This is a genomic window from Pseudomonas sp. SK2 (genome assembly GCF_016772395.1).
Classification (GTDB): domain Bacteria; phylum Pseudomonadota; class Gammaproteobacteria; order Pseudomonadales; family Pseudomonadaceae; genus Aquipseudomonas; species Aquipseudomonas taiwanensis.
Map to the genome: position 1 here is coordinate 3,836,079 of NZ_CP061944.1, position 23,453 is coordinate 3,859,531.

General features: G+C 62.3%; 15 protein-coding genes. 8 read left to right on the forward strand and 7 right to left on the reverse strand.

Annotation, left to right across the window (positions count from 1 at the left end; genetic code table 11):
* Positions 1-78: 78 nt before the first annotated feature.
* Positions 79-636 carry an NAD(P)H nitroreductase gene (locus IF103_RS17210; RefSeq protein ID WP_023381622.1) on the reverse strand — a complete coding sequence of 186 codons (558 nt, stop codon included), beginning with the start codon at positions 634-636 and terminating at the stop codon, positions 79-81.
* Positions 637-738: 102 nt separating this feature from the next.
* Between IF103_RS17210 and IF103_RS17215 the strand changes: the two genes are divergently transcribed.
* Entirely contained in the window at positions 739-2,193 is a 1,455-nt protein-coding gene (locus IF103_RS17215) for a TrkH family potassium uptake protein (RefSeq protein ID WP_023381623.1), read from the forward strand.
* Here the strand turns inward: IF103_RS17215 and IF103_RS17220 are convergent.
* On the reverse strand, positions 2,150-3,211 hold the full coding sequence (locus IF103_RS17220; RefSeq protein WP_023381624.1) for an AraC family transcriptional regulator: 1,062 nt from the start codon (positions 3,209-3,211) through the stop codon (positions 2,150-2,152). The genes IF103_RS17215 and IF103_RS17220 overlap by 44 nt on opposite strands.
* A 155-nt stretch (positions 3,212-3,366) precedes the next feature.
* Between IF103_RS17220 and IF103_RS17225 the strand changes: the two genes are divergently transcribed.
* Complete coding sequence (locus tag IF103_RS17225; protein ID WP_023381625.1) at positions 3,367-3,678, forward strand: Mpo1-like protein; 312 nt, start codon at positions 3,367-3,369, stop codon at positions 3,676-3,678.
* A gap of 60 nt (positions 3,679-3,738) precedes the next feature.
* Here IF103_RS17225 and IF103_RS17230 read toward each other — a convergent pair whose 3' ends face one another.
* Positions 3,739-4,545: a UDP-2,3-diacylglucosamine diphosphatase gene (locus IF103_RS17230; RefSeq protein ID WP_023381626.1), complete on the reverse strand. Its 807-nt coding sequence runs from the start codon at positions 4,543-4,545 to the stop codon at positions 3,739-3,741.
* A 127-nt stretch (positions 4,546-4,672) separates the two neighbouring features.
* Here IF103_RS17230 and IF103_RS17235 point away from each other — a divergent pair, with 127 nt between their 5' ends.
* Positions 4,673-5,440: a helix-turn-helix transcriptional regulator gene (locus IF103_RS17235; RefSeq protein ID WP_027908214.1), complete on the forward strand. Its 768-nt coding sequence runs from the start codon at positions 4,673-4,675 to the stop codon at positions 5,438-5,440.
* Between the two features lie 143 nt (positions 5,441-5,583).
* Positions 5,584-6,474 (forward strand): DMT family transporter, encoded by an 891-nt coding sequence (locus IF103_RS17240; protein WP_023381628.1) that lies wholly within the window; start codon positions 5,584-5,586, stop codon positions 6,472-6,474.
* On the opposite strand, the gene IF103_RS17245 is transcribed toward IF103_RS17240, so the two are convergent.
* Positions 6,475-6,756: an Rdx family protein gene (locus IF103_RS17245; RefSeq protein ID WP_023381629.1), complete on the reverse strand. Its 282-nt coding sequence runs from the start codon at positions 6,754-6,756 to the stop codon at positions 6,475-6,477. It lies immediately after the preceding gene.
* A gap of 67 nt (positions 6,757-6,823) precedes the next feature.
* Here IF103_RS17245 and IF103_RS17250 point away from each other — a divergent pair, with 67 nt between their 5' ends.
* On the forward strand, positions 6,824-9,010 hold the full coding sequence (locus IF103_RS17250) for a patatin-like phospholipase family protein (RefSeq protein ID WP_023381630.1): 2,187 nt from the start codon (positions 6,824-6,826) through the stop codon (positions 9,008-9,010).
* 61 nt (positions 9,011-9,071) lie between these two features.
* Here the strand turns inward: IF103_RS17250 and IF103_RS17255 are convergent, their stop codons facing one another.
* Both IF103_RS17255 and recQ read right to left on the reverse strand, forming a co-directional pair.
* Positions 9,072-9,509 carry a MarR family transcriptional regulator gene (locus IF103_RS17255; RefSeq protein WP_023381631.1) on the reverse strand — a complete coding sequence of 146 codons (438 nt, stop codon included), beginning with the start codon at positions 9,507-9,509 and terminating at the stop codon, positions 9,072-9,074.
* Positions 9,510-9,647: 138 nt separating this feature from the next.
* Positions 9,648-11,792 (reverse strand): DNA helicase RecQ, encoded by a 2,145-nt coding sequence (gene recQ / locus IF103_RS17260; RefSeq protein WP_023381632.1) that lies wholly within the window; start codon positions 11,790-11,792, stop codon positions 9,648-9,650.
* A 246-nt stretch (positions 11,793-12,038) separates the two neighbouring features.
* Between recQ and IF103_RS17265 the strand changes: the two genes are divergently transcribed.
* Both IF103_RS17265 and IF103_RS17270 read left to right on the forward strand, forming a co-directional pair.
* Positions 12,039-12,626: a YecA/YgfB family protein gene (locus tag IF103_RS17265; protein WP_023381633.1), complete on the forward strand. Its 588-nt coding sequence runs from the start codon at positions 12,039-12,041 to the stop codon at positions 12,624-12,626.
* Between the two features lie 7 nt (positions 12,627-12,633).
* Entirely contained in the window at positions 12,634-12,999 is a 366-nt protein-coding gene (locus IF103_RS17270) for a YbaN family protein (RefSeq protein ID WP_023381634.1), read from the forward strand.
* Positions 13,000-13,193: 194 nt separating this feature from the next.
* Here IF103_RS17270 and IF103_RS17275 read toward each other — a convergent pair whose 3' ends face one another.
* Positions 13,194-21,575, reverse strand: coding sequence for a retention module-containing protein (locus IF103_RS17275; protein WP_202675507.1), 8,382 nt, complete (start codon positions 21,573-21,575; stop codon positions 13,194-13,196).
* Positions 21,576-22,042: 467 nt separating this feature from the next.
* Between IF103_RS17275 and IF103_RS17280 the strand changes: the two genes are divergently transcribed.
* Complete coding sequence (locus IF103_RS17280) at positions 22,043-23,416, forward strand: TolC family outer membrane protein (RefSeq protein WP_023381636.1); 1,374 nt, start codon at positions 22,043-22,045, stop codon at positions 23,414-23,416.
* Positions 23,417-23,453 lie beyond the last annotated feature (37 nt).

The window sequence follows — 23,453 nt, forward strand, 5'->3', positions numbered from 1 at the left end:
CTGGTTGTCCCGGCCTCGTCGTGGGTAACCCCGCGAAGAGGCCGGAAGTCTCACTGCACAGGGCCAGCCAGGCCGACTTCACTCACCCCAGGCACTGACGAAGTCGGCCGTTTCCAGCACCGGCGCGGTACGCGGCTCGGTCATCGGGGTACCGACATACAGGTAGCCGACCAACTCTTCGTTCTCGGCCAACCCCAGCCCTTTGTGCACGTGGGCATCGAAGGCCATGTCACCGGTGCGCCACACCGCACCGATTCCCTGGGCATGAGCGGCGATCAGGATGCCATGGGCCGCGCATCCGGCCGCCAGCCGCTGCTCGGACTTGGGCACCTTGAAATGGTCCTGCAGCTTGGCGATGACCACGATCAGCAGCGGCGCGCGCAGCGGCATGGCGCGAGCCTTGTCCAAGGCCGCCTGGCTGGCGTCACCTTTGATTTGCAAGGCTTCGGCGAACAGTTCGCCCAGCTTGTCCCGGCCTTGACCTTCGATGGTCAGGAAGCGCCATGGGCGCAGCTGGCCGTGGTCCGGGGCGCGCAGCGCGGCCTGGAACAGTGCCTCGCGCTGGGCGGCGTTGGGCGCCGGATCAGTCAGGCGTGGCACGGAAACACGGTTGAGCAATGCGTCGAGAGCCTCCATCGGCTACCCTCCTGGCAGTTAAATGTGCGGCCATTCTAGCGTTTACATCACCAGACCCATAGGTAGAATGGCGCCCTTCCGTTCAGAGTCAGAGCAGATCACATGGCGTTGCCGACCTTAAGGATCATTGGTTTCATCATCGGCATCTTCCTCATCACCCTGGCGGTCAGCATGGTCGTCCCCATGGCGACCCTGGTGATTTTCGATCGCACAGGCGACCTGCCGTCATTCCTGTGGTCGAGCCTGATTACCTTCATCGCCGGCCTGGCCATGGTCATCCAAGGCCGCCCTGAGCATGTGCACCTGCGCCCGCGCGACATGTACCTGCTGACGGTCAGCAGTTGGCTGGTGGTGTGCGTATTTGCAGCCCTGCCCTTCCTGCTGACCCAGCACATCAGCTACACGGACGCCTTCTTCGAAAGCATGTCCGGCATCACCGCCACCGGCGCCACGGTCCTCAGCGGCCTGGACACGATGTCGCCGGGCATCCTGATGTGGCGCTCAATGCTGCACTGGCTCGGCGGCATCGGCTTCATCGCCATGGCAGTGGCGATCCTGCCGCTGCTGCGCATCGGGGGCATGCGCCTGTTCCAGACCGAGTCTTCGGACCGCTCCGAAAAGGTAATGCCGCGTTCGCACATGGTGGCCAAGTCGATCGTCATGGTGTACGTCGGCTTCTCGGTGCTGGGCGGCCTGGCATTCTGGTGGGCCGGCATGAGCCCGTTCGACGCGATCAACCATGCCATGTCGGCCATCTCCACCGGCGGGTTCTCGACCTCTGACCAGTCCCTGGCCAAGTGGGATATTCCGGCCGTGCACTGGGTGGCGGTGGTGGTGATGATCCTCGGCAGTCTGCCCTTCACCCTCTACGTCGCTACCCTGCGCGGCAACCGCAAAGCGTTGATCCGCGACCAGCAAGTCCAAGGACTGCTGGGAATGCTGCTGGTCACCTGGCTGGTGCTGGGCACCTGGTACTGGGCCACCACCAACCTGCACTGGCTGGATGCCTTGCGCCATGTGGCGCTGAACGTGACCTCGGTGGTTACCACCACCGGCTTTGCCTTGGGCGACTACAGCCTGTGGGGTAATTTCTCGCTGATGCTGTTCTTCTACCTGGGCTTCGTCGGCGGCTGCTCCGGTTCGACGGCCGGCGGCATCAAGATCTTCCGCTTCCAGGTTGCCTACATCCTGCTCAAGGCCAACCTCAATCAGTTGATCCACCCGCGTGCGGTGATCAAGCAGAAGTACAACGGCCACCGCCTTGACGAAGAAATCGTGCGCTCGATCCTGACGTTCTCGTTCTTCTTCGCCATCACCATTTGCGTCATGGCCCTGTTGCTGTCGCTGCTGGGAGTGGACTGGATGACCGCACTGACCGGTGCAGCGGGCACCGTATCCGGCGTGGGGCCTGGCCTGGGCGAGGTGATCGGCCCGTCCGGCAACTATGCCTCGCTGCCGGATGCAGCCAAGTGGATCCTGGCCGGCGGCATGCTGCTGGGGCGCCTGGAAATCATTACGGTGCTGGTGTTGTGTATGCCGGCGTTCTGGCGTCACTGAAAGGTTCGCCTTCCGCTCCTAGCCGGGCGCGATACTCGCTCGGCGTGGTGTCGAACCAACGGCGAAATGCCCGGTAAAAGTTGCTGGGGTCGGCAAAGCCCAGCAGATAGGCAGTTTCCAACAACGTCATGCCCGGCTGTGCCAAGTACTGTTCGGCCAGCTCGCGGCGAGTGTCGTCAAGCAAGGTCTGGAAACTGGTGCCCTCCTCCTGCAGCCGCCGCTGCAAGGTGCGCTGCGACAGGTGCAGGGCCTGGGCAAGGGTTTCACGCTTGGGTTCCCCCTGCGGCAGGATGCGGCATAGCACCTGGCGCACACGGTGCGTCACCCGGCTCTCCGAGAAGCGCGCGAGGTATTCGCCGGCGAAGCGATCATGCAGCACCGCCATCGCTTCATTGGCTGTCGGCAGGGGCGCTTCCATGTCGGCGCGTTCGAACACCAGCGCATCATGGGGCGCGCCGAACACCAGCGGTGAATGGAACGCCACCTTGTACGGCTCGACATCTTTTGGCTGCGGCCCCTGGATCAATACCCGTCGCGGCTGGATTGGCCGCCCGCTGAGCCACTTGCACAGCGCCAGGGCGCACGCCAGCGACGCTTCGGCGCTGTGCCGGGTCGGAGGCAGGTGGTCACCGTGTACGGTAAGAATCAGTGAATAGCCCTCGGGCCCGAGGACGAAGCTCAAGTCGGAACTCTCGGCGATGATTCGCTGGTAACGCACCAGTCGCTGGAAGCCCTCGGCCAGGGTGCGACTGGACATCAGCGCATAGCCCACCACGTGAAATGAAGCCGGGCGCACGACCCGCGCCATGTTCAGGCCAATGGCTTCATTGCCGGACAGCTCCACGGCCAGCTGCCAGAGTCGGGTCATGGAATCTTGAGGAAAGCGTGCGTCAGGGTCGTCCAGGGCGGCAAAATCCAGTCCGAGCTGCTTGAACATGGCCTGACAATCGAGCCCTTCCAGCTCAAGTGCCTTCACAATCCCTGATGCCCAGCTGGCTGACGTGGTTCGTTCACTCATGACAGGCTTCTTATGCTGACCGCTTCGTGCGGTGAACTCCAAGGATACTCAAATGGCGCCTATTGTCACTGGCCGGCCCCGCCAATCACTCTAGACTCGATTCAGGCTCCACGCCGTGTATCCTGTCAAGAAGTGTTAATCCTGGAAGCATAGCCATGACCAGCACAGCGCAGTTTCGCAGTTTTGCCGAGTTCTACCCCTACTACCTGGGCGAGCACAGCAACCCCACCTGCCGGCGCCTGCACTTTGTCGGCACCAGCCTGGTGATCGCCTTGCTGGCGTATACCATCGGCAGCGGCAAATGGTTGCTGTTGTTGGCGGTACCCGTGGCGGGCTACGGCTTTGCCTGGGTCGGGCATTTCTTCTTCGAGCACAATCGGCCGGCGACCTTCAGCCACCCCTTCTACAGCCTGATCGGCGACTTCGTGATGTTCCGCGACATCCTTCTAGGCCGGATCACCTTCTAGAACTCCAGGCCATACCCCGACGCACCTGCTGGAGCCGGCTCGTCGGCGATCGGCTGCCACTCACGCTGGCTCGCGCGACACCGCCATGCGGGCGTTCTGCTGCGCCTCGGCCAGCCGATACAGCGTAATGCTGCCGTCCCAGTGCTCGATCAGCGCTGTACACGACTCGACCCAGTCCCCACAGTTGAGGTACTCCACCTCTCCCACCTTGCGGATCTCGGCATGGTGGATATGCCCGCACACTACCCCGTGAAAACCGCGCCGCGTGCATTCGTGGGCGATCGCATCCTCGAAATCGCTGATGAAGTTCACCGCCCCCTTGACCTTGTGCTTGAGGTACGCCGACAGCGACCAGTAACCATAGCCGTATCGCGCCCGCCAGTGATTGAGCCAGCGGTTGAGCACCAGGGTGGTTTCGTACGCGCGGTCACCCAGGAAAGCCAGCCAACGGTGGTAACGCGTGATGACATCGAACTGATCGCCATGAATCACCAGCAGTCGCCGACCATCCGCCGTCAGGTGCTCAGCCTCGTCCACCAGCTGGATATTGCCCAGCAACAGTTTGGAGTAGCGGCGCAGAAATTCGTCGTGGTTGCCGGTCACGTAGACCACTTCGGTACCGCGCTTGCTCATGGTCAGCAGCCGGCGAATGACGTTGGTGTGCGCTTGCGGCCAATAGATGCCTGCACGAAGCTTCCAGCCATCGATGATGTCGCCGACCAGATAGACCTTGTCAGCCTGGTAGCCCTTGAGAAACTGCGACAAGTGCTCGGCCTGGCAGTCCCGGGTGCCCAGGTGGACATCGGAGATCCACAACGTGCGAACGCGCTGTTTACGCGACGGGCGAGAGAGTTCGACAGGGGTCATGGGGCTGGCTCCGGCGCTGTTTGCTGGAGACTGGCAGGCGCAGATGACAGGTTGGTGGCAACGGCATGACGAGTGATGGTGCGACGTGAATCAGGCACAATGAAACCCTGCCCCGCGAGGACCACCCATGACCGTCGGCCGCATTCTTTCCCTGCGCCATTACCGGCACGACCTGATCGCCCATAGCCACGAGCACCCACAATTGGTGTTCGGCCTGCGCGGCCGTCTTGATTTCGAGGTCCAGGGGCATGGCGCGCGAATCGACCGCCAAGGCCTGATGGTGGTACCTGCCGGTGCCCACCATGCCTGCGGCAGCGATGCCGGCAGCCATTGCCTGGTGCTGGATGTACCCGGGGATCATTGGTTGCACGAGCAGCTCGGTGAACACGCCGATGCCAGCCGGCGCCTGCTGGACAATCCCGGCGCGCGGAACCTCGATGCCCGCCAGCAGCAACTGGTGGACTGGCTGGCCAACAGCCCGGTAGACGATCCGCTCATTGCCCGGCAGGGCGCGGTGCTGCTGTTGGCCAGCCTCAACCCCACGGCGGCAGCGGCCATCGCACCCAGCCACCGACTACCTTATGCGGCCTTCGACGCGCACATCGAGCAGCACGCGGCCTATCCGCTGCAGGTCGCCGACTTGGCGCGCCTGGCCGGGCTGTCCAGCGCCCGGCTGCACGCACGCTTCATCGCCGAATGCGGCATGACACCGATGGACTACATTCGCCAGCGCCGGTTGCTCATGGCGCGGCAATTACTCAAGCAGAGTTCGCTCGCGGTGGGCGAAATCGCGGCGCGGGTTGGCTACGGCTCGCAAAGCGCGTTTTCGGCAGCCGTGCTGCGGATGTTCGGGTGCACGCCCCTGGCCTTGCGGCGAGAGCCTGGCGACAAATGACGCGAGGGTCGCGACAGACTAGCGAGAGTCTGGCGTCTTACACTGAACCTGTTCCAATGCCTACAAGGACTGCACGTCACCAGTAGGACCCCGCTCGCCAGCGATAGGGCCGGGGCTGACTTTTCAATTGCTCAAGGACCATCATGAACCACCGCACCGCCCTCGGCGCCCTACACATTGGCGCGCTGTTCTTCGGTCTGACTGGCGTATTCGGCAAGCTCGCTGCCAGCGCCAGCCCGGCGATCATCGTGTTCGGTCGCGCCGCCTTTGCCGTGCTCGCCCTCGCCCTGTTCGCCAGCCTTGCCCGCCAGGGCTGGTACTCGCTCAAAGGCCAGGACATCCGCCGCCTGCTGCTCGGCGGCGTTTTGCTGGCTGGCCACTGGGTAAGCTTCTTCATCGCGGTCAAGGTCGGGGGCGTGGCCATCGCGACACTGGGCTTCGCCAGCTTCCCGGCGTTCACCGTGATACTCGAAGGCCTGCTGTTTCACGAACGTATCCGCCGCAACGAAACGCTACTGGTGCTTTTAGTGAGTATCGGACTGGTGCTGGTCACCCCATCGTTCGACCTTGCCAGCGAGGCCACCGGGGGCCTGCTTTGGGCTTTGCTGTCGGGCTTGCTGTTCTCGCTGCTGTCACTGACCAATCGGGCCGGCTCGGGGCGCTTGCCAGCGGTCCAGGCGGCCTTGTGGCAAAACCTGGTGGTCACCCTGTGCCTGCTACCGGTGGCACTGCCAGGCCTGGCTGCCGTGGCACCGATGGACTGGCTATGGATCGCCCTGCTCGGCATCTTCTGCACAGGGGTCGCCCACAGCCTGTTCGTCGCAAGCCTGGCAGTGATCAAGGCGCGCACCGCTGCCGTGGTGTTCGGCATGGAGCCGGTCTATGGCATCGCCGTGGCCTGGGCGATCTTCGCCGAAACACCCACACCCCGCATGTTGCTGGGCGGCGCACTGATCATCTTCGCCATCGTGCTGTCCAGCCGCCTCGCTGCGCAACAGCCGGCAAGGCAGCGGCCACTGGCCGAAAGCACTTGATCAACGATCGTTGTGGCCCAGGTCACGCTGCGGGTCGATCTGATCCCTGACCCGCTGCTTGAGCACCTTGGCCTCGGGGAAGCCACCATCGGCCTTGCGCTCCCAGATCTGCACGCCATCGCAGGTGATCCGGAACACCCCACCGGTACCCGGCTCCAACGCCACCCGCCCCAGGTCGTCGGAAAACGTAGTGAGCAGCTCCTGGGCCAACCAGGCGGCGCGCAGCAGCCACTGGCACTGTGTGCAATAGTTGATAACGATTTCCGGTTTGCTGTTGGCCATGGCGAGGCATCTCCAGGTAAGGGGCCGCTTATACTAGCGGTCTTTACGCCAGTATTTGAGACTCACGATGCGCCGCCTGCTGTTCTGCCTTTTGCTGATGCTCACCTCCGTTACCGCCCTCGCCACCGAGCAAGCCAGGCCCAAGGTTGGCCTGGTGCTCTCCGGTGGCGCCGCCCGTGGCCTGGCTCACATTGGCGTACTCAAGGCCCTGGAGGAACAGGGTGTACGCATCGATGCCATTGCCGGCACCAGCATGGGCGCGGTGATCGGCGGTTTGTATGCCTCGGGCTACAGCGTTCAGGAGCTGGAGAAACTGGCCACCACACTCGACTGGCAACAGGCGTTGTCCGACGCCCCACCGCGCAAGGACGTGCCGTTTCGCCGCAAACAGGACGACCGCGACTTTCTGGTCAAACAGAAACTGAGCTTTCGCGACGACGGTAGCATCGGCCTGCCCTTGGGCGTGATCCAGGGCCAGAACCTGTCCCTGCTGCTGGAAAGCAAACTGGCCCACACTGCCGACACCCGCGACTTCGACAAACTGCCGATCCCTTTCCGCGCCGTGGCCACCGACATCGCCAGCGGCGAGAAAGTGGTGTTCCGCCGTGGCCATCTGCCCCAGGTGATCCGTGCCAGCATGTCGATACCCGCGGTGTTCGCGCCTGTCGAGCTGGACGGACGCCTGCTGGTGGACGGCGGCATGGTCGACAACATCCCCGTGGATGTGGCCCGCGACATGGGCGTGGACCTGGCCATCGTCGTGGACATCGGTACTCCACTACGTGACCGCAAACAGCTGGCCACGGTGGTCGATGTGCTCAACCAGTCGATCACCCTGATGACCCGGCGCAATTCCGAGGAGCAACTGGCCAGCCTGCACCGCGACGACATCCTGATCCAGCCGCCGCTGGCTGCCTATGGCGTCACCGACTTCGGCCGCGCCCATGACATGATCGACGCGGGCTACCGCGCCACCCGCCTGCTCGATTCGCGCCTGGCCAGCCTACGCCAGCCCGACGGCGATGCAGGCCTGGCCGCGGCCCGCTCGCCCCGCCAGCGCACGCCGGTCATTACCCGGATTCGGATAGAGAACGACGCCAAGGTCAGCGACGAGGTCATTCGTTCCTACATCCGCCAGCCGATCGGCGCACCTCTGGAGCTGGACCGTCTGCAAACCGACATGGGCACCTTGTATGGCCTGGACTACTTCGACCGGGTGCAGTACCGCGTGGTGCACAAGGGCGACGATAATACCCTGGTGATCAACGCCCGCGGGAAACGTAGCGGCACCGACTACCTGCGCCTGGGCCTTAACCTGTCGGATGACCTGCGTGGCGACAGTGCCTTCAACCTGGGCGCCAGCTATCGGGTCAACGGTATCAACAGCCTGGGTGCCGAATGGCTGACCCGCGCACAGATCGGCGACCTGCAGGAGCTTTACAGTGAGTTCTACCAACCGCTGGACGTGGGTTCACGTTACTTCGTGGCGCCGTACCTGGACTTCGGCTCGCAGAACATCGAGGCGACGCTGGACAACGACCCCATCGCTGAATACCGCCTCGAACGTTATGGTTTCGGCCTGAATGTCGGCCGTCAGATCAGCACCAATGGCGAAGTGCGCCTGGGCGTGGGCAAGGCCTGGGGCGAAGCTGACGTGCGCGTCGGCGACCAGGACCTGCCCAAGGTCAGCTTCAACGAGGGCTTCTATGAACTGAAGTACTCGTTCGATACACTCGACAATGTGTACTTCCCTCACCACGGCGAAGATATTGGCCTGACCTTGCGCAAGTATGATGCCTCGCTGGATTCGGACCAGGACTACAGGCAATGGCAGTTCAACTTGGACAAAGCCATGAGCAGCGGGCCGAATACCTGGGTGCTGGGCGGCCGCTACGGGCGCACGCTGGATGACGCCGAAGTGGTCACCTCGAGTTTCGTCATCGGTGGTGCGCGACAGCTCTCGGGCTTTCGGCAGGACTCGGTGTCAGGGCAGAACATCAGCCTCCTGCGCATGGTCTACTACCGTCGCCTGACGCCCAGGGCCTATGTGCCGTTGGATTTCCCGCTGTACATCGGCGGCTCGCTGGAGCGTGGCCGAGCCTGGAACAACGACAATGAATTCGACAGTGGCTACATCAATGCGGCGAGCATCTTCCTGGGGCTGGAGACGCCGCTGGGGCCGCTGAATTTGAGTTACGGGGCGAACGATGCGCATCAGAAGGCGGTGTATCTGAACCTGGGGCATACCTTCTGACGCGCCAGGGCCGCGCTGCAGCCCAATCGCCAGCAAGCCGGCGCCTGCATTTACCTAGGGGTCAGGACTTTTCGAGGTTCGCCAGAATCTTCGCATGCACGCGCATGCACACTTCCAGGTCCGCTTCCTCCACCCCGGTGAACAGCTCCTGGCGCAAGGCATTGGCGATGGTTTCGATCTGGTCGATCAGCGGTTTGGCCGGTGGGCACAGCAGAATCTTCTTCGCACGCCGGTCCTCCATCACCGCCTGACGGCGCACCAGCCCCTGGCTTTCCAGACTATCGAGCAGACGCGCCAAGGTCGGCCCTTCGACCCCGACACTCTGGGCCAGCTCACGCTGGGTGGGAGCTTCGTCGAAACGCGCCAGATGCAGCAACACCAGCCACCGAGCCTGGGACAAGTTGAGCCCGGCCAGGCGGCGGTCCAGTTCAGCACGCCAACCCCGGGACATCTGGGCCAGCTGCATGCCAAAACGGTGTTGGTTGTCGGTCAGGGGCATAAGCAACTCATTGACTAGAACTAATTATTAGCCAGCTAACCATGCTCGCTGCCATCAAGCAAGGCTGCGCCGCGCGGAAACGTCCGATTATCGTCAAAAAGCATGACAAAGGTCAGCCGTTGGGCGAAATGCCTGCGATCAGAGTTCGAACTCCGCCGCCAGCGCCGCCCGGACGCAATAGAGCACCCCCTCCGGCACCCGCGCCCCGAACATTGGCGCAATCGCAGACACCGGAGGCAACTCGCCCTCACCGTCGAGAAAGGCGTCCTGAACTTCCATGAGCAGGTCTTCGGGAAGATCCAGGGCCTGCTCCAGGCTCAGTTCCTGACGACCCAGCGCTTCGGCCAGGAGGCTATAGACGTTCTTCTCGCTGCAGTTGAGCTGGCCGGCGATTTGCGCAGGTGTCATGCCGGCACGGGCCAGGCTGACCAGTTCGTGGCGCAAGTCGAGCACCACCTTCGGCGCCTCAGCCGTGCCGCCCGCGCCATTGAGCACCTCGAGGAAGGCCTGGCCGTAGCGCTCCAGTTTACGCGCACCGACGCCGCTGACCTGGGCCATGTCGCTGAGGCTGGCAGGCTGGCTGCGCAGCATCTCCAGCAGCGTCGAGTCGGGAAAGATGACATAAGGTGGCACGCTGTGCTCCTCGGCCAGCTTGCGCCGCAACGTGCGCAGCGCTTCCCACAGCTCGCGCTCCTCGGCGCGCACCAGTTGGCTGGCAGGGCTGCCAGCGCTGGAGGACGTCTTGGCCACCGTCTGGGGCTTGAGGTCGCGGCGCAACTGCAAGGTCACTTCGCCGCGCAGCAGGGGCCTGCAGCTGTCGGACAGACGCAAACCGCCATAACCCTCTAGGTCGATGTCCACCAACCCGCGTGCGACCAGTTGACGGAACAGCGAACGCCACTCGGCCTCGGCCAGCGCCTTGCCTACCCCGAACACCGAAAGTTTCTCGTGGCCGAAGTTGCGCACCTTTTCGGTGTCCTTGCCCAGCAAGACATCCACCAGATGACCGACACCGTAGCGCTGACCTGTGCGAAATACCGTCGACAGCGCCTGGCGCGCCGGTTCCGTGGCATCCCAGGTCTGAACCTGGTCGACGCAGTTGTCGCAATGGCCACATGGCTGCTCGAGGATTTCATCGAAATAAGCCAGCAGGGCCTGACGCCGGCAGCGGGTTTCTTCACACAGGGCCAGCATCGCGTCGAGCTTGTGCTGCTCGATGCGCTTGTGGCGTTCGTCGCCCTCGGAGTTCTGCAGCATCTGCTTGAGCATCACCATGTCCTGCAGGCCGTACGCCATCCAGGCGTCGGACGGCAACCCGTCACGGCCGGCGCGGCCGGTTTCCTGGTAGTAGGCTTCAAGCGACTTTGGCAGGTCCAGGTGAGCCACGAAACGCACGTTGGGCTTGTCGATGCCCATGCCGAAAGCAATGGTGGCGACCATGATCAACCCTTCCTCGTTGAGGAAGCGGTGCTGGTTGGCTGCCCGTGTCTCGGCAGCCAGGCCGGCGTGATACGGCAGCGCCGGGAAGCCCTGCTCACACAGGAAGGCAGCGGTTTCGTCGACCTTCTTGCGCGACAGGCAGTAGACGATGCCAGCGTTGCCACGACGCTCGCCCAGGAATGCCATCAGCTGCTTGCGCGGCGCCTCCTTAGGGACGATACGGTAGAAGATGTTCGGCCGGTCGAAACTCGACAGGAAACGTTCAGCCCCCTGCAGGTGCAGGCGCTGGACGATTTCCTCCCGGGTGCGCATGTCGGCGGTGGCCGTCAGCGCAATGCGCGGTACATGCGGGAACAATTCGGCCAACTGGCCCAGTTGCAGGTATTCAGGGCGGAAGTCATGGCCCCACTGCGAAACGCAATGGGCCTCGTCGATGGCGAACAGGGCGATGTCCAGGCCTCGCAGGAACTCCAGCATGCGCGGCTGTACCAGACGTTCAGGCGCCAGGTAGAGCATCTTCACTTCGCCGCGGCGCAAACGCCCGGCCAGGTCGCGCTGCTGCTCGGGGCTCAAGGTCGAATTCAGCGCGGCGGCCGCAACGCCCAGCTCATCGAGAGTAGCGACCTGATCGTCCATCAGCGCGATCAGGGGCGACACCACCACAGTCAAGCCCGTGCGCAGCAATCCGGGCACCTGGAAACACAGCGACTTGCCGCCACCGGTGGGCATCAGCACCAAGGCATCGCCACCTTTGGCCACGCATTCGATGATCGCGGCCTGACGCCCGCGGAAACTGTCGTAGCCGAAGATATCCTTGAGAACGCGCTGAGCCTGTTCGAGCATGTGCAACTCCACCAATCGCCGTACCATCCTGGACACAGGCTGGACGAAAAACCCGCTGCGCACACAGCAAATGCGTAAGCGGCTTTTGCCAGATGACCGGGAAAACCCGCCCCTGGATGAAAAATCGCGGAGTATACCGCAGTGCATCGTGGCACAGGGTGCCCTGGTGACAGACGTTCCCTTTGCACCGTCGCCGCTGCAAGGTGCTAGAATTCACTATCGTTTATTCCCCAAGGTAGCCCTGTAATGTCCTTCGCCGAGCAACTGACCCGCCTGCAAGCCTTCCTCGACGCCGATGAGCTGCACGAAGAAGCGCTGGACTACGTCGCCGCCCATGGCTACCTGACCGCGCTGTCGATCTGCTCGGAAGAAGTGCCCGAGCGCGAATGGATCGACGCGCTGTTCGCCGAAGAGCCCCATTACGCCAGCGATGCCCAGCGCACCGAGATCGAGGCGACCCTGGTGGCACTCAAGGCCCACATCGCCCGCCAGTTGGCCAGCGACGAAGAGTTCGACCTGCCGTGCGACCTGGACCTGACCGATGAGCCGGATGACTCCGACCTGCGTGGCTGGTGCATCGGGTTCATGGAAGGCGTCTTCCTGCGCGAGGAAGCCTGGTTCGAAAACGCCGAAGAAGAAGTCAGCGAGATGCTGCTGCCGATCATGGTCGGCTCTGGCCTGTTCGACGAGCAGCCCGAGTTCAGCGACATTGCCAGTAACGCCAACCTGCAGGACGACATGATCGTGCAGATTCCCGAGGCGCTGAGTGCATTGTTCCTGCTGCTGCACGCACCTGACGAGAAGCCGGCACTGCTCAAGCCACGCCACCACTGAGTCGGTCATGCGCTACCTGCTGCTGGCCATTGGCTGGCTCAGCGTTGCGCTCGGGGTGTTGGGGATCTTCCTCCCGGTGCTGCCCACCACCCCGTTCCTCCTGCTGGCAGCAGCCTGCTTCGCCCGTAGTTCGCCGCGCTTTCACGACTGGCTGATCAACCATCCTACGCTGGGGCCGTGGATTCGAGATTACCTGAGCGGCGAAGGCATTCCGCTCAAGGGCAAGGTCTATGCGATCGGCTTGATGTGGGCGAGCATCAGCCTGTCCTGTTACCTGGTACCGCTGTTCTGGGCACGCGCTTTCATGCTGACCAGCGCGGTGTTGGTCAGCGTGTACATCCTCAAACAGAAGACCCTGCGCCGGCCTGGTTGAGGACTGCGTGGCTGGCTCCCGAGGACCGCTGCGCGCTCCCTTTCGCGACGCAAGGCCGCTCCCACGAGAAACAGCCAAGCCCACCATCCCGTCATTACCGCCGCGCACGTACCGACAGCGAATGCGCCCGCCAAGCACCGCACTGTTGTCTGTGGGACCCAAACGGCCCCAGCAATCCGACCACGCCAGTCATTTCACACGGTATCCACCTTCAGCGAATGATCATTGAGCATGCCATTGATGATCGTCGCTGTGTCCGGCCCCGCCGAAATCACGCCGCCCGCCCCCGCTGTCACGCCATAATGCTGGGCCAGATCCACCCCCGCCAAATCGATGGTCTGGGTGGGTGGCGCCCCCGCCACACTGCTGACTTCGATGGTTGAAACCACATTCGTGCCCGTACCACTGACCTTGAAGTGCAAGTAGTCATCCAGTGACGCCGCAGTAGCATGCTCGCCCTGCAACAACTGCGACAGGTCGAGATGGTCACTGCCCGGCGTGAAGTCGGTGACCGTATCGTGGCCTGCGTCGCCCTTGTGCCAGACGAAGGTGTCGTTGCCAATGCCGCCCGTCAGCGTGTCGTTGCCTGGGCCGCCGATGAGGGTGTCTTGGCCACTGCCCCCGTTGAGCATATCGTTGCCCAAACCTCCATCCAGCACATTGTCACCGCTGCTGCCGATCAGCGTATCGCCATAGTCCGAGCCAATCAGGTTCTCGATACGCGCCAGGGTATCGACCCCAGCCCCACCTGTGTTCTGGGCACCATCCATGCTCAGGTTCACAGTGATCGGTCCGGTAGCGCTGGCATAGCTGGCGGTGTCGATACCATTGCCGCCATCGAGCACGTCATTGCCCGCGCCGCCGATCAACAGGTCATCGCCATTACCTCCGTACAGACTGTCATTGCCTGCCCCGCCCACCAGCACATCGTGCCCGTTGTTGCCGTTCAGGGTGTTGTTGCCCTCCCCGGCCAACAACACATCGTTGGCTGACGACCCATTGTGCGTCGCGTTGCCCTGGTAGGTGAGGTCGAGCGTACCGCTGGCACCACTGCCGTGGTGCTCGCTCATCGTGTATCCGCTGTGCTGGGCCCCGTTTTCAGCATTGGCATAGTCGACCACCAGGCTCAGCTTGTAATTTTCGGCCGCCTTGCTGTTGCCAGACGCGTTGGATGGGTTGACCAGGTGGATGCTGTAAACCCCGTCATGGCTGGCAGTAAAGCTGCCGCCGTCGGCAACAGGCTGGTAGCTGCCGCCGGCATCCTTCCATTCCATGGTCAAGTTGCCGTCCGGGCGGTCATGGTCCAGCTTCAGGGTTTCGCCCTTGCGCAAGCTGACGGTAAACACATCTTCGGCGTTAGCATTGCCAACCGGGCCCAGGTAGCCAAGCACCACCAGTGCAGCGGTCATGACGCCAGGCGTAGTGATGAACGCACTGCGATCCAAAGCCTTGACCTGGCTTTCGAACACCAGGCTGTTGTTGCCATTCTTGTCTTGACCCGAGCCATTGCCAAGCGTTTGGACGCCTTCATCCCCGCACACCTGCCCGTTCTTGTCCTGTACGTTGATGGTGATGGTCGTGGTGCTTTCATCACCGTCGGCGTCGCGGATGGTGTAGACAAAGGTGTCAGTAGCGCCGGCTTTTGAGACGCTGTTGGAATAGGCGTGGTAGACGCCATTGCCATCGGCATCGAGGGTCAAGTAGCCATATTGGCCATTGACGTTGGTCCCCACTCCACCACTGGCCGAGGTGGAGGTATCGTGGCCTGCACGCACGCCAACCACATACTTGCCGTCGCCCAAGGTATCGGCACCGACTACATCATTCCACAGCACGTTCCCCGTCACCGAGCTACCTTCGTACACCGAGACAGTGTCGCAGTGGGCTTTCGGTACATCGTCGACGACAGTGATGACGATGGTGCTCGTCACGCTATTGCCCAGCGCATCGGTGGCCTTGTAGGTGAAATGCTCGACCGTTTGCTCGGCACCGGGCGTATTGGCAGGGGACGTCAGGTTGTAGGTATAGGTGCCATCCGGGTTGACCTGGATATGGCCGTACTGGCCGGTGGCGTTGCCAACGAGGCTGTAGGTCAATGGGCCGACACCACCACTGACCGACCCGACCAGGCTGCCGGACGCCGTTTCGGCGGTCGACGCCGGATTGCTGCCGGTGTTCAAGGCATTTTCGTACACCGTAATGTCGCCATCCTTGCACGCCACCAGGCAAACGCCCTGCACGTTGATGGTGATGGTCGCAGTGCTTTCATCGCCATCGGCATCGCGGATGGTGTAGACGAAGGTATCCGTCGCTCCAGAGCCTGCCACGCTGTCGGGGTAAGCGTGGTAGACGCCATTGCCGTTGGCATCCAGGGTCAGGTAACCGTACTGGCCGTTGATGTTGGAACCGAGTCCACCACTGGCCGAGGTGGAGGTATCGCTGCCGGCGCGTACACCGACCACGTATTTGCCATCGCCCAGGGTGTCGGCGCCGAAAGTGTCGTTGTACAGCACGTTGCCGGTCACCGTTCCGCCTTCGTGAACGGCGGCAGAGTCGGCAACTGCCTTCGGTACATCGTCGACGACAGTGATGACGATGGTGCTCGTCACGCTATTGCCCAGCGCATCGGTGGCCTTGTAGGTGAAATGCTCGACCGTTTGCTCGGCACCGGGCGTATTGGCAGGGGACGTCAGGTTGTAGGTATAGGTGCCATCCGGGTTGACCTGGATATGGCCGTACTGGCCGGTGGCGTTGCCAACGAGGCTGTAGGTCAATGGGCCGACACCACCACTGACCGACCCGACCAGGCTGCCGGACGCCGTTTCGGCGGTCGACGCCGGATTGCTGCCGGTGTTCAAGGCATTTTCGTACACCGTAATGTCGCCATCCTTGCACGCCACCAGGCAAACGCCCTGCACGTTGATGGTGATGGTCGCAGTGCTTTCATCGCCATCGGCATCGCGGATGGTGTAGACGAAGGTATCCGTCGCTCCAGAGCCTGCCACGCTGTCGGGGTAAGCGTGGTAGACGCCATTGCCGTTGGCATCCAGGGTCAGGTAACCGTACTGGCCATTGATGTTGGAACCGAGTCCACCACTGGCCGAGGTGGAGGTATCGCTGCCGGCGCGTACACCGACCACGTACTTGCCATCGCCCAGGGTGTCGGCGCCGAAAGTGTCGTTGTACAGCACGTTGCCGGTCACCGTGCCGCCTTCGTGAACGGCGGCAGAGTCGGCAACTGCCTTCGGTACATCGTCGACGACAGTGATGACGATGGTGCTCGTCACGCTATTGCCCAGCGCATCGGTGGCCTTGTAGGTGAAATGCTCGACCGTTTGCTCGGCACCGGGCGTATTGGCAGGGGACGTCAGGTTGTAGGTATAGGTGCCATCCGGGTTGACCTGGATATGGCCGTACTGGCCGGTGGCGTTGCCAACGAGGCTGTAGGTCAATGGGCCGACACCACCACTGACCGACCCGACCAGGCTGCCGGACGCCGTTTCGGCGGTCGACGCCGGATTGCTGCCGGTGTTCAAGGCATTTTCGTACACCGTAATGTCGCCATCCTTGCACGCCACCAGGCAAACGCCCTGCACGTTGATGGTGATGGTCGCAGTGCTTTCATCGCCATCGGCATCGCGGATGGTGTAGACGAAGGTATCCGTCGCTCCAGAGCCTGCCACGCTGTCGGGGTAAGCGTGGTAGACGCCATTGCCGTTGGCATCCAGGGTCAGGTAACCGTACTGGCCATTGATGTTGGAACCGAGTCCACCACTGGCCGAGGTGGAGGTATCGCTGCCGGCGCGTACACCGACCACGTACTTGCCATCGCCCAGGGTGTCGGCGCCGAAAGTGTCGTTGTACAGCACGTTGCCGGTCACCGTGCCGCCTTCGTGAACGGCGGCAGAGTCGGCGACTGCCTTGGGCACGTCGTCGACGATGTTCACATCCAGGCTGCCAGTGGCGGTGCTGCCATCGACGTCCTTGGCGATGACCTGGAAGTGCTCGCTGAAGCTGTTGGTGCCATCGCCATTGGCGTGGCTTTCATTGTCCGTCAGGGTGTAGCTGTAGCTGACTACACCGGTAGCGGGATCATAGCCGGTGATGGTCAGGGTATGCCCCTCCGGGGTCACCACCGATTGCGGGAAGCCGGCAGGCACGCCACCGGTGACCACGGCGATACCGCCCACGCTCAGGCTCTGCAGGCCATCCGGCGCCGTGACCTTGAACGTGCCCTGCTGGGTCAGTTCTGACGCATTGGGCGCCGAGCCATCGCCCAGGTGTTTCTCGTAGACGTTCAGCTCACCACCCTGTACCTCCAATCCATCGAGTGTCACCGGGTCGTTGAGGTTGCTGATGTTCAGGGTCAAAGTCGCGGAACTGGTGTCGCCGTCGGCGTCCTTGATCGTGTAGGTGAAGTGCTCGAGACCATTACCGCCACCCCCCAGGTTCTTGAAGTCCGGGTCGTTGGTGTTGAGCGTATAGGTGTAGGAGCCGTCTGCGGCCAGTACCAACGTGCCGTAGGTACCGGTGAAGGTACCGGCGATGACCGGGCCGCCGACCACACGGTCGGCACCTTGCACGTCATTGCCCAGCACGTTGCCGGTCAGCGCGGTGTGCTGCTCGGTGGCAGTGACGGCGTTGCTGTCGTCATAAGCCTTGGGTAGGTCGTCGACGATTGTGATTGCGATAGTGCTGGTGACGCTGTTGCCCAGCGCGTCGGTAGCCTTGTAGGTGAAGTGCTCGACCGTTTGCTCAGCACCGGGCGTATTGGCGGGTGACGTCAGGGTGTACGTGTAGGTGCCGTCCGGGTTGATCTGGATCTGGCCGAACTGCCCTGACGCATTGCCAACCAGGCTGTAGGTCAATGCCCCAATGCCACCGCTGACCGAGCCGACCAGGGTGCCGGATGCTGTTTCACCAGTTGAACTCGGATGGCTGCCAATGACTGTCCCGGGGGCAAGATCGTTGCCGTCCTTGCTGGTGTCCAAGGCATTTTCGTACACCGTAATGTCGCCATCCTTGCACGCCACCAGGCAAACGCCCTGCACGTTGATGGTGATGGTCGCAGTGCTTTCATCGCCATCGGCATCGCGGATGGTGTAGACGAAGGTATCCGTCGCTCCAGAGCCTGCCACGCTGTCGGGGTAAGCGTGGTAGACGCCATTGCCGTTGGCATCCAGGGTCAGGTAACCGTACTGGCCGTTGATGTTGGAACCGAGTCCACCACTGGCCGAGGTGGAGGTATCGCTGCCGGCGCGCACACCGACCACGTACTTGCCATCGCCCAGGGTGTCGGCGCCAAAAGTGTCGTTGTACAGCACGTTGCCGGTCACCGTGCCGCCTTCGTGAACGGCGGCAGAGTCGGCAACTGCCTTGGGCACGTCGTCGACGATGTTCACATCCAGGCTGCCAGTGGCGGTGCTGCCATCGACGTCCTTGGCGATGACCTGGAAGTGCTCGCTGAAGCTGTTGGTGCCATCGCCATTGGCGTGGCTTTCATTGTCCGTCAGGGTGTAGCTGTAGCTGACTACACCGGTAGCGGGATCATAGCCGGTGATGGTCAGGGTATGCCCCTCCGGGGTCACCACCGATTGCGGGAAGCCGGCAGGCACGCCACCGGTGACCACGGCGATACCGCCCACGCTCAGGCTCTGCAGGCCATCCGGCGCCGTGACCTTGAACGTGCCCTGCTGGGTCAGTTCTGACGCATTGGGCGCCGAGCCATCGCCCAGGTGTTTCTCGTAGACGTTCAGCTCACCACCCTGTACCTCCAATCCATCGAGTGTCACCGGGTCGTTGAGGTTGCTGATGTTCAGGGTCAAAGTCGCGGAACTGGTGTCGCCGTCGGCGTCCTTGATCGTGTAGGTGAAGTGCTCGAGACCATTACCGCCACCCCCCAGGTTCTTGAAGTCCGGGTCATTGGTGTTGAGCGTATAGGTGTAGGAACCGTCTGCGGCCAGTACCAACGTGCCGTAGGTACCGGTGAAGGTACCGGCGATGACCGGGCCGCCGACCACACGGTCGGCACCTTGCACGTCGTTGCCCAGCACGTTGCCGGTCAGCGCGGTGTGCTGCTCGGTGGCAGTGACGGCGTTGCTGTCGTCATAAGCCTTGGGCACGTCGTCGACGATGTTCACATCCAGGCTGCCAGTGGCGGTGCTGCCATCGACGTCCTTGGCGATGACCTGGAAGTGCTCGCTGAAGCTGTTGGTGCCATCGCCATTGGCGTGGCTTTCATTGTCCGTCAGGGTGTAGCTGTAGCTGACTACACCGGTAGCGGGATCATAGCCGGTGATGGTCAGGGTATGCCCCTCCGGGGTCACCACCGATTGCGGGAAGCCGGCAGGCACGCCACCGGTGACCACGGCGATACCGCCCACGCTCAGGCTCTGCAGGCCATCCGGCGCCGTGACCTTGAACGTGCCCTGCTGGGTCAGTTCTGACGCATTGGGCGCCGAGCCATCGCCCAGGTGTTTCTCGTAGACGTTCAGCTCACCACCCTGTACCTCCAATCCATCGAGTGTCACCGGGTCGTTGAGGTTGCTGATGTTCAGGGTCAAAGTCGCGGAACTGGTGTCGCCGTCGGCGTCCTTGATCGTGTAGGTGAAGTGCTCGAGACCATTACCGCCACCCCCCAGGTTCTTGAAGTCCGGGTCATTGGTGTTGAGCGTATAGGTGTAGGAACCGTCTGCGGCCAGTACCAACGTGCCGTAGGTACCGGTGAAGGTACCGGCGATGACCGGGCCGCCGACCACACGGTCGGCACCTTGCACGTCGTTGCCCAGCACGTTGCCGGTCAGCGCGGTGTGCTGCTCGGTGGCAGTGACGGCGTTGCTGTCGTCATAAGCCTTGGGCACGTCGTCGACGATGTTCACATCCAGGCTGCCAGTGGCGGTGCTGCCATCGACGTCCTTGGCGATGACCTGGAAGTGCTCGCTGAAGCTGTTGGTGCCATCGCCATTGGCGTGGCTTTCATTGTCCGTCAGGGTGTAGCTGTAGCTGACTACACCGGTAGCGGGATCATAGCCGGTGATGGTCAGGGTATGCCCCTCCGGGGTCACCACCGATTGCGGGAAGCCGGCAGGCACGCCACCGGTGACCACGGCGATACCGCCCACGCTCAGGCTCTGCAGGCCATCCGGCGCCGTGACCTTGAACGTGCCCTGCTGGGTCAGTTCTGACGCATTGGGCGCCGAGCCATCGCCCAGGTGTTTCTCGTAGACGTTCAGCTCACCACCCTGTACCTCCAATCCATCGAGTGTCACCGGGTCGTTGAGGTTGCTGATGTTCAGGGTCAAAGTCGCGGAACTGGTGTCGCCGTCGGCGTCCTTGATCGTGTAGGTGAAGTGCTCGAGACCATTACCGCCACCCCCCAGGTTCTTGAAGTCCGGGTCGTTGGTGTTGAGCGTATAGGTGTAGGAGCCGTCTGCGGCCAGTACCAACGTGCCGTAGGTACCGGTGAAGGTACCGGCGATGACCGGGCCGCCGACCACACGGTCGGCACCTTGCACGTCGTTGCCCAGCACGTTGCCGGTCAGCGCGGTGTGCTGCTCGGTGGCAGTGACGGCGTTGCTGTCGTCATGAGCCTTGGGCGCATCGTCACGGATGTTCACATCCAACGAACCTTGCGCAATGTCGCCGTCGCGGTCACTCACCAGAACCGGGAAATGTTCGTGCACCGTGCGAACCCCTTCGCCAGTGCCATGCTGCTCGGCCCCGGTAAGGGTGTAGCTGTAGGTCACCACACCGGTGGTAGGATTGTAACCGGTAATGGTCAGGAGGTTCCCCTGAGCGGTGATGATGGATTGGCCAACGCCTGTGACAACGCCAGCGGTCACGACATTGATGCCACCCACACTGAGATTGAACACGCCATCCTGCGCCACCACGGTGAAACTGCCGGATTGGGTCAACGCGGAAGGGTCACTGGCCGATCCGTCGGCGAGGTTGGCTTCGCTGAAAGTCAGTTCGCTCGGTGCAAGATCCAACCCCTGCAGTTCGACAGGATTGTTCTCATCCTGCGGCGGCGTGGGCCGCAGCACATCACCATTGTCATCACTGCTGGGATCCGTCCCGGCAATCTCGCGCGTGGCCAGCTCGGGAATTAAATTGAAACCTGCCGTTGGGAAGCCGACCGTTGGGTCGACCCGCGCGGCCACCTCGGTCAACATCACGAAGCTGTGGCCGCCGCCCAGGGCGCCGGGTGCGCCACTACTGGATGGGCCAGCAGCCGTGGCTTCGGCGGACTGGGTAGGGTCATCGCCTGCGGCAATGGCCTGCTGAATGCGTTCTACATCACTGAGCTGCGCATCACTCGGCGCCGTGCCGTGGTCCTGGGCGTGAGGCGCCTGGTTGGCCAGCAGGTCGGAGGTCATGGTCAGGCTGCTGTCACGCCCCAGGGTCAGCTCGGCGCCATTGTGCAAACGCACGGCCACGGCCCCGGCTGCGCCAGTTTCCAATTGCTCGCCGGCAAACAGGCGGTCGCCCTCCACCAAGGGCCGTCGCCCACCGTCGCTGCCGACCGCGAACACCTGCCCGACCACCTTGCTGACCACACCGACTAACTTAGCCATGAGCGCACGCCTCCCCTAACCGATAGGCTTTTACAGCCAATGACAGGGCGCAGCGCAGATCAAGGAGTCGAGCTCAAGCGTGGTCGCGGTGAGCATCGATCCTTCAGGTGACTACTTTGGCGATAGTATTAATGTAAGTTGGCCATCATTTTGTGCCAAAAAATTGTCGCCAAATACCACCTTTGCCTAACCGTCCTGCGTCTTTAGCTGTAAAAAATCTGGAACTCACCGCGATGCCTGAAAACCGTGGCCTACCACGAGTTTCAAATTCACCTGAAAGAAACAATGTCTTGGTTTGCATAGACCGCATAAGTTTTTTTTCGCATAGGTATTATGAAAAAATCTTCTTAGCTCGCGCCCTAAATGTTCTTAGCTCTGTTGTTACAAACTTGAAACGGTTTGAAGCATAAATATCGTCATTTTTTTGGCGAAAAGCAGGACTTTTTTGGACCAGGGAGATGTACCCCATGCGCGTGTTAACCCCCATCACCAGTGCAGTGCTGTTGGCCATGGCGTGTGCCAACGTTCAGGCGATGTCAATCAACGAGGCCGTCCAGAACGCCGTGGACCAACATCCCGAGATCAGCGCCAGCCGCAATAGTCGACTGTCGGCAGACGAGGATGTGAAGTTCGCTCGCGGGGGGTACTACCCAACTGTCGACCTGGTGGCCGGTTATGGCCGCCAACGTTCCGACAACCTCAATACTCGTGGACTCAACGCTGACGGCACCAGCAACCACCGCAAGGAAACGCTCAACTACACCCAGTCGGAACTGCGTCTTCGGCAGATGCTGTTCGATGGCTTCAACACCCCCAACGAGGTAGGCCGCACCGAGGCGGTGGCCAACTCGCGGGCCTACTACACCCAGGCCACCGCCGAGACGGTTGCCCTACGCGCCATCGAGGTGTACCTGGAGGTGCTCAAGCGCCGTGAGCTGGTGACCTTGGCGAAAAACAACCTGCAGGCCCATCTGCGGGTCAACGACCAGATCGGCCTGCGCAGCGAGCGTGGCGTCGGCAGCACCGCCGACCTCGACCAGTCCCGGGCCCGTCGCGCGTTGGCGGAGAACAACCTGGACACCGCCGAAGTCGACCTGGCGGACGCCGAGGCCAACTTCTACAGCGTCATCGGTCGCATGCCCGACGAACTGGAAACCCCGTCCACGATCAAGGGCCAGGTACCTGCCAATCTGGATGAGGCACGCAAGGGCTTGCTGGAGAACAACCCCTACCTGAAATCGGCCCAGGCCGATGTGAATGCCGCCGAGCAGCAGTACGAAGTGGCCAAGTCGCCTTTCTATCCGCGCCTGGACGCTGTGCTGGCCACCGGCGCCAATAACAACCTGGGTGGAGAAAAAGGCCACAGCAACAACGACTGGCAGGCCGGCGTAGAGCTCAGCTACAACCTATTCCGCGGCGGTAGCGACAAGGCCCGGCTGCAATCGGATGCGCACAAGATCAACCAGGCCATGGACATCCGCAACAATGCCCTACGCGAGCTGAACGAGAACCTGGCCCTGGCCTGGAACGCCATGAACAACGCCCGCAAGCAAGCCCCGACCGCTCGTGAATACGCCGAAACCACCCAGCGAGTACGAGCCGCCTACCAGGACCAGTTCGGCCTGGGTCAGCGAACCTTGCTGGACGTGCTGGACAGCGAAAACGAGCTGTACAACGCCAACCGCCGCTACACCGAAGTACGGTACACCGAGGAGTTCTCGATGTATCGGGTCCTGGCGACCATGGGCGAACTGCTGAGCAAGCAACGCATCTCGCTGCCGCCAGAGGCCATTGCCAAGAGCGATGTGCGCAACGAGGCAAGACTGCCCGACATGCGCTAGGTACAGCCGCAGGCAGATCCGGTTCGCAAGGCGTTGC

What these genes read in the sequence shown, in the direction of transcription:
- IF103_RS17210 (WP_023381622.1), bottom strand. Translation starts at nt 636, where the DNA reads ATGGAGGCTCTCGACGCATTGCTCAACCGTGTTTCCGTGCCACGCCTG.
- IF103_RS17215 (WP_023381623.1), top strand. Translation starts at nt 739, where the DNA reads ATGGCGTTGCCGACCTTAAGGATCATTGGTTTCATCATCGGCATCTTC.
- IF103_RS17220 (WP_023381624.1), bottom strand. Translation starts at nt 3,211, where the DNA reads ATGAGTGAACGAACCACGTCAGCCAGCTGGGCATCAGGGATTGTGAAG.
- IF103_RS17225 (WP_023381625.1), top strand. Translation starts at nt 3,367, where the DNA reads ATGACCAGCACAGCGCAGTTTCGCAGTTTTGCCGAGTTCTACCCCTAC.
- IF103_RS17230 (WP_023381626.1), bottom strand. Translation starts at nt 4,545, where the DNA reads ATGACCCCTGTCGAACTCTCTCGCCCGTCGCGTAAACAGCGCGTTCGC.
- IF103_RS17235 (WP_027908214.1), top strand. Translation starts at nt 4,673, where the DNA reads ATGACCGTCGGCCGCATTCTTTCCCTGCGCCATTACCGGCACGACCTG.
- IF103_RS17240 (WP_023381628.1), top strand. Translation starts at nt 5,584, where the DNA reads ATGAACCACCGCACCGCCCTCGGCGCCCTACACATTGGCGCGCTGTTC.
- IF103_RS17245 (WP_023381629.1), bottom strand. Translation starts at nt 6,756, where the DNA reads ATGGCCAACAGCAAACCGGAAATCGTTATCAACTATTGCACACAGTGC.
- IF103_RS17250 (WP_023381630.1), top strand. Translation starts at nt 6,824, where the DNA reads ATGCGCCGCCTGCTGTTCTGCCTTTTGCTGATGCTCACCTCCGTTACC.
- IF103_RS17255 (WP_023381631.1), bottom strand. Translation starts at nt 9,509, where the DNA reads ATGCCCCTGACCGACAACCAACACCGTTTTGGCATGCAGCTGGCCCAG.
- recQ (WP_023381632.1), bottom strand. Translation starts at nt 11,792, where the DNA reads ATGCTCGAACAGGCTCAGCGCGTTCTCAAGGATATCTTCGGCTACGAC.
- IF103_RS17265 (WP_023381633.1), top strand. Translation starts at nt 12,039, where the DNA reads ATGTCCTTCGCCGAGCAACTGACCCGCCTGCAAGCCTTCCTCGACGCC.
- IF103_RS17270 (WP_023381634.1), top strand. Translation starts at nt 12,634, where the DNA reads ATGCGCTACCTGCTGCTGGCCATTGGCTGGCTCAGCGTTGCGCTCGGG.
- IF103_RS17275 (WP_202675507.1), bottom strand. Translation starts at nt 21,575, where the DNA reads ATGGCTAAGTTAGTCGGTGTGGTCAGCAAGGTGGTCGGGCAGGTGTTC.
- IF103_RS17280 (WP_023381636.1), top strand. Translation starts at nt 22,043, where the DNA reads ATGCGCGTGTTAACCCCCATCACCAGTGCAGTGCTGTTGGCCATGGCG.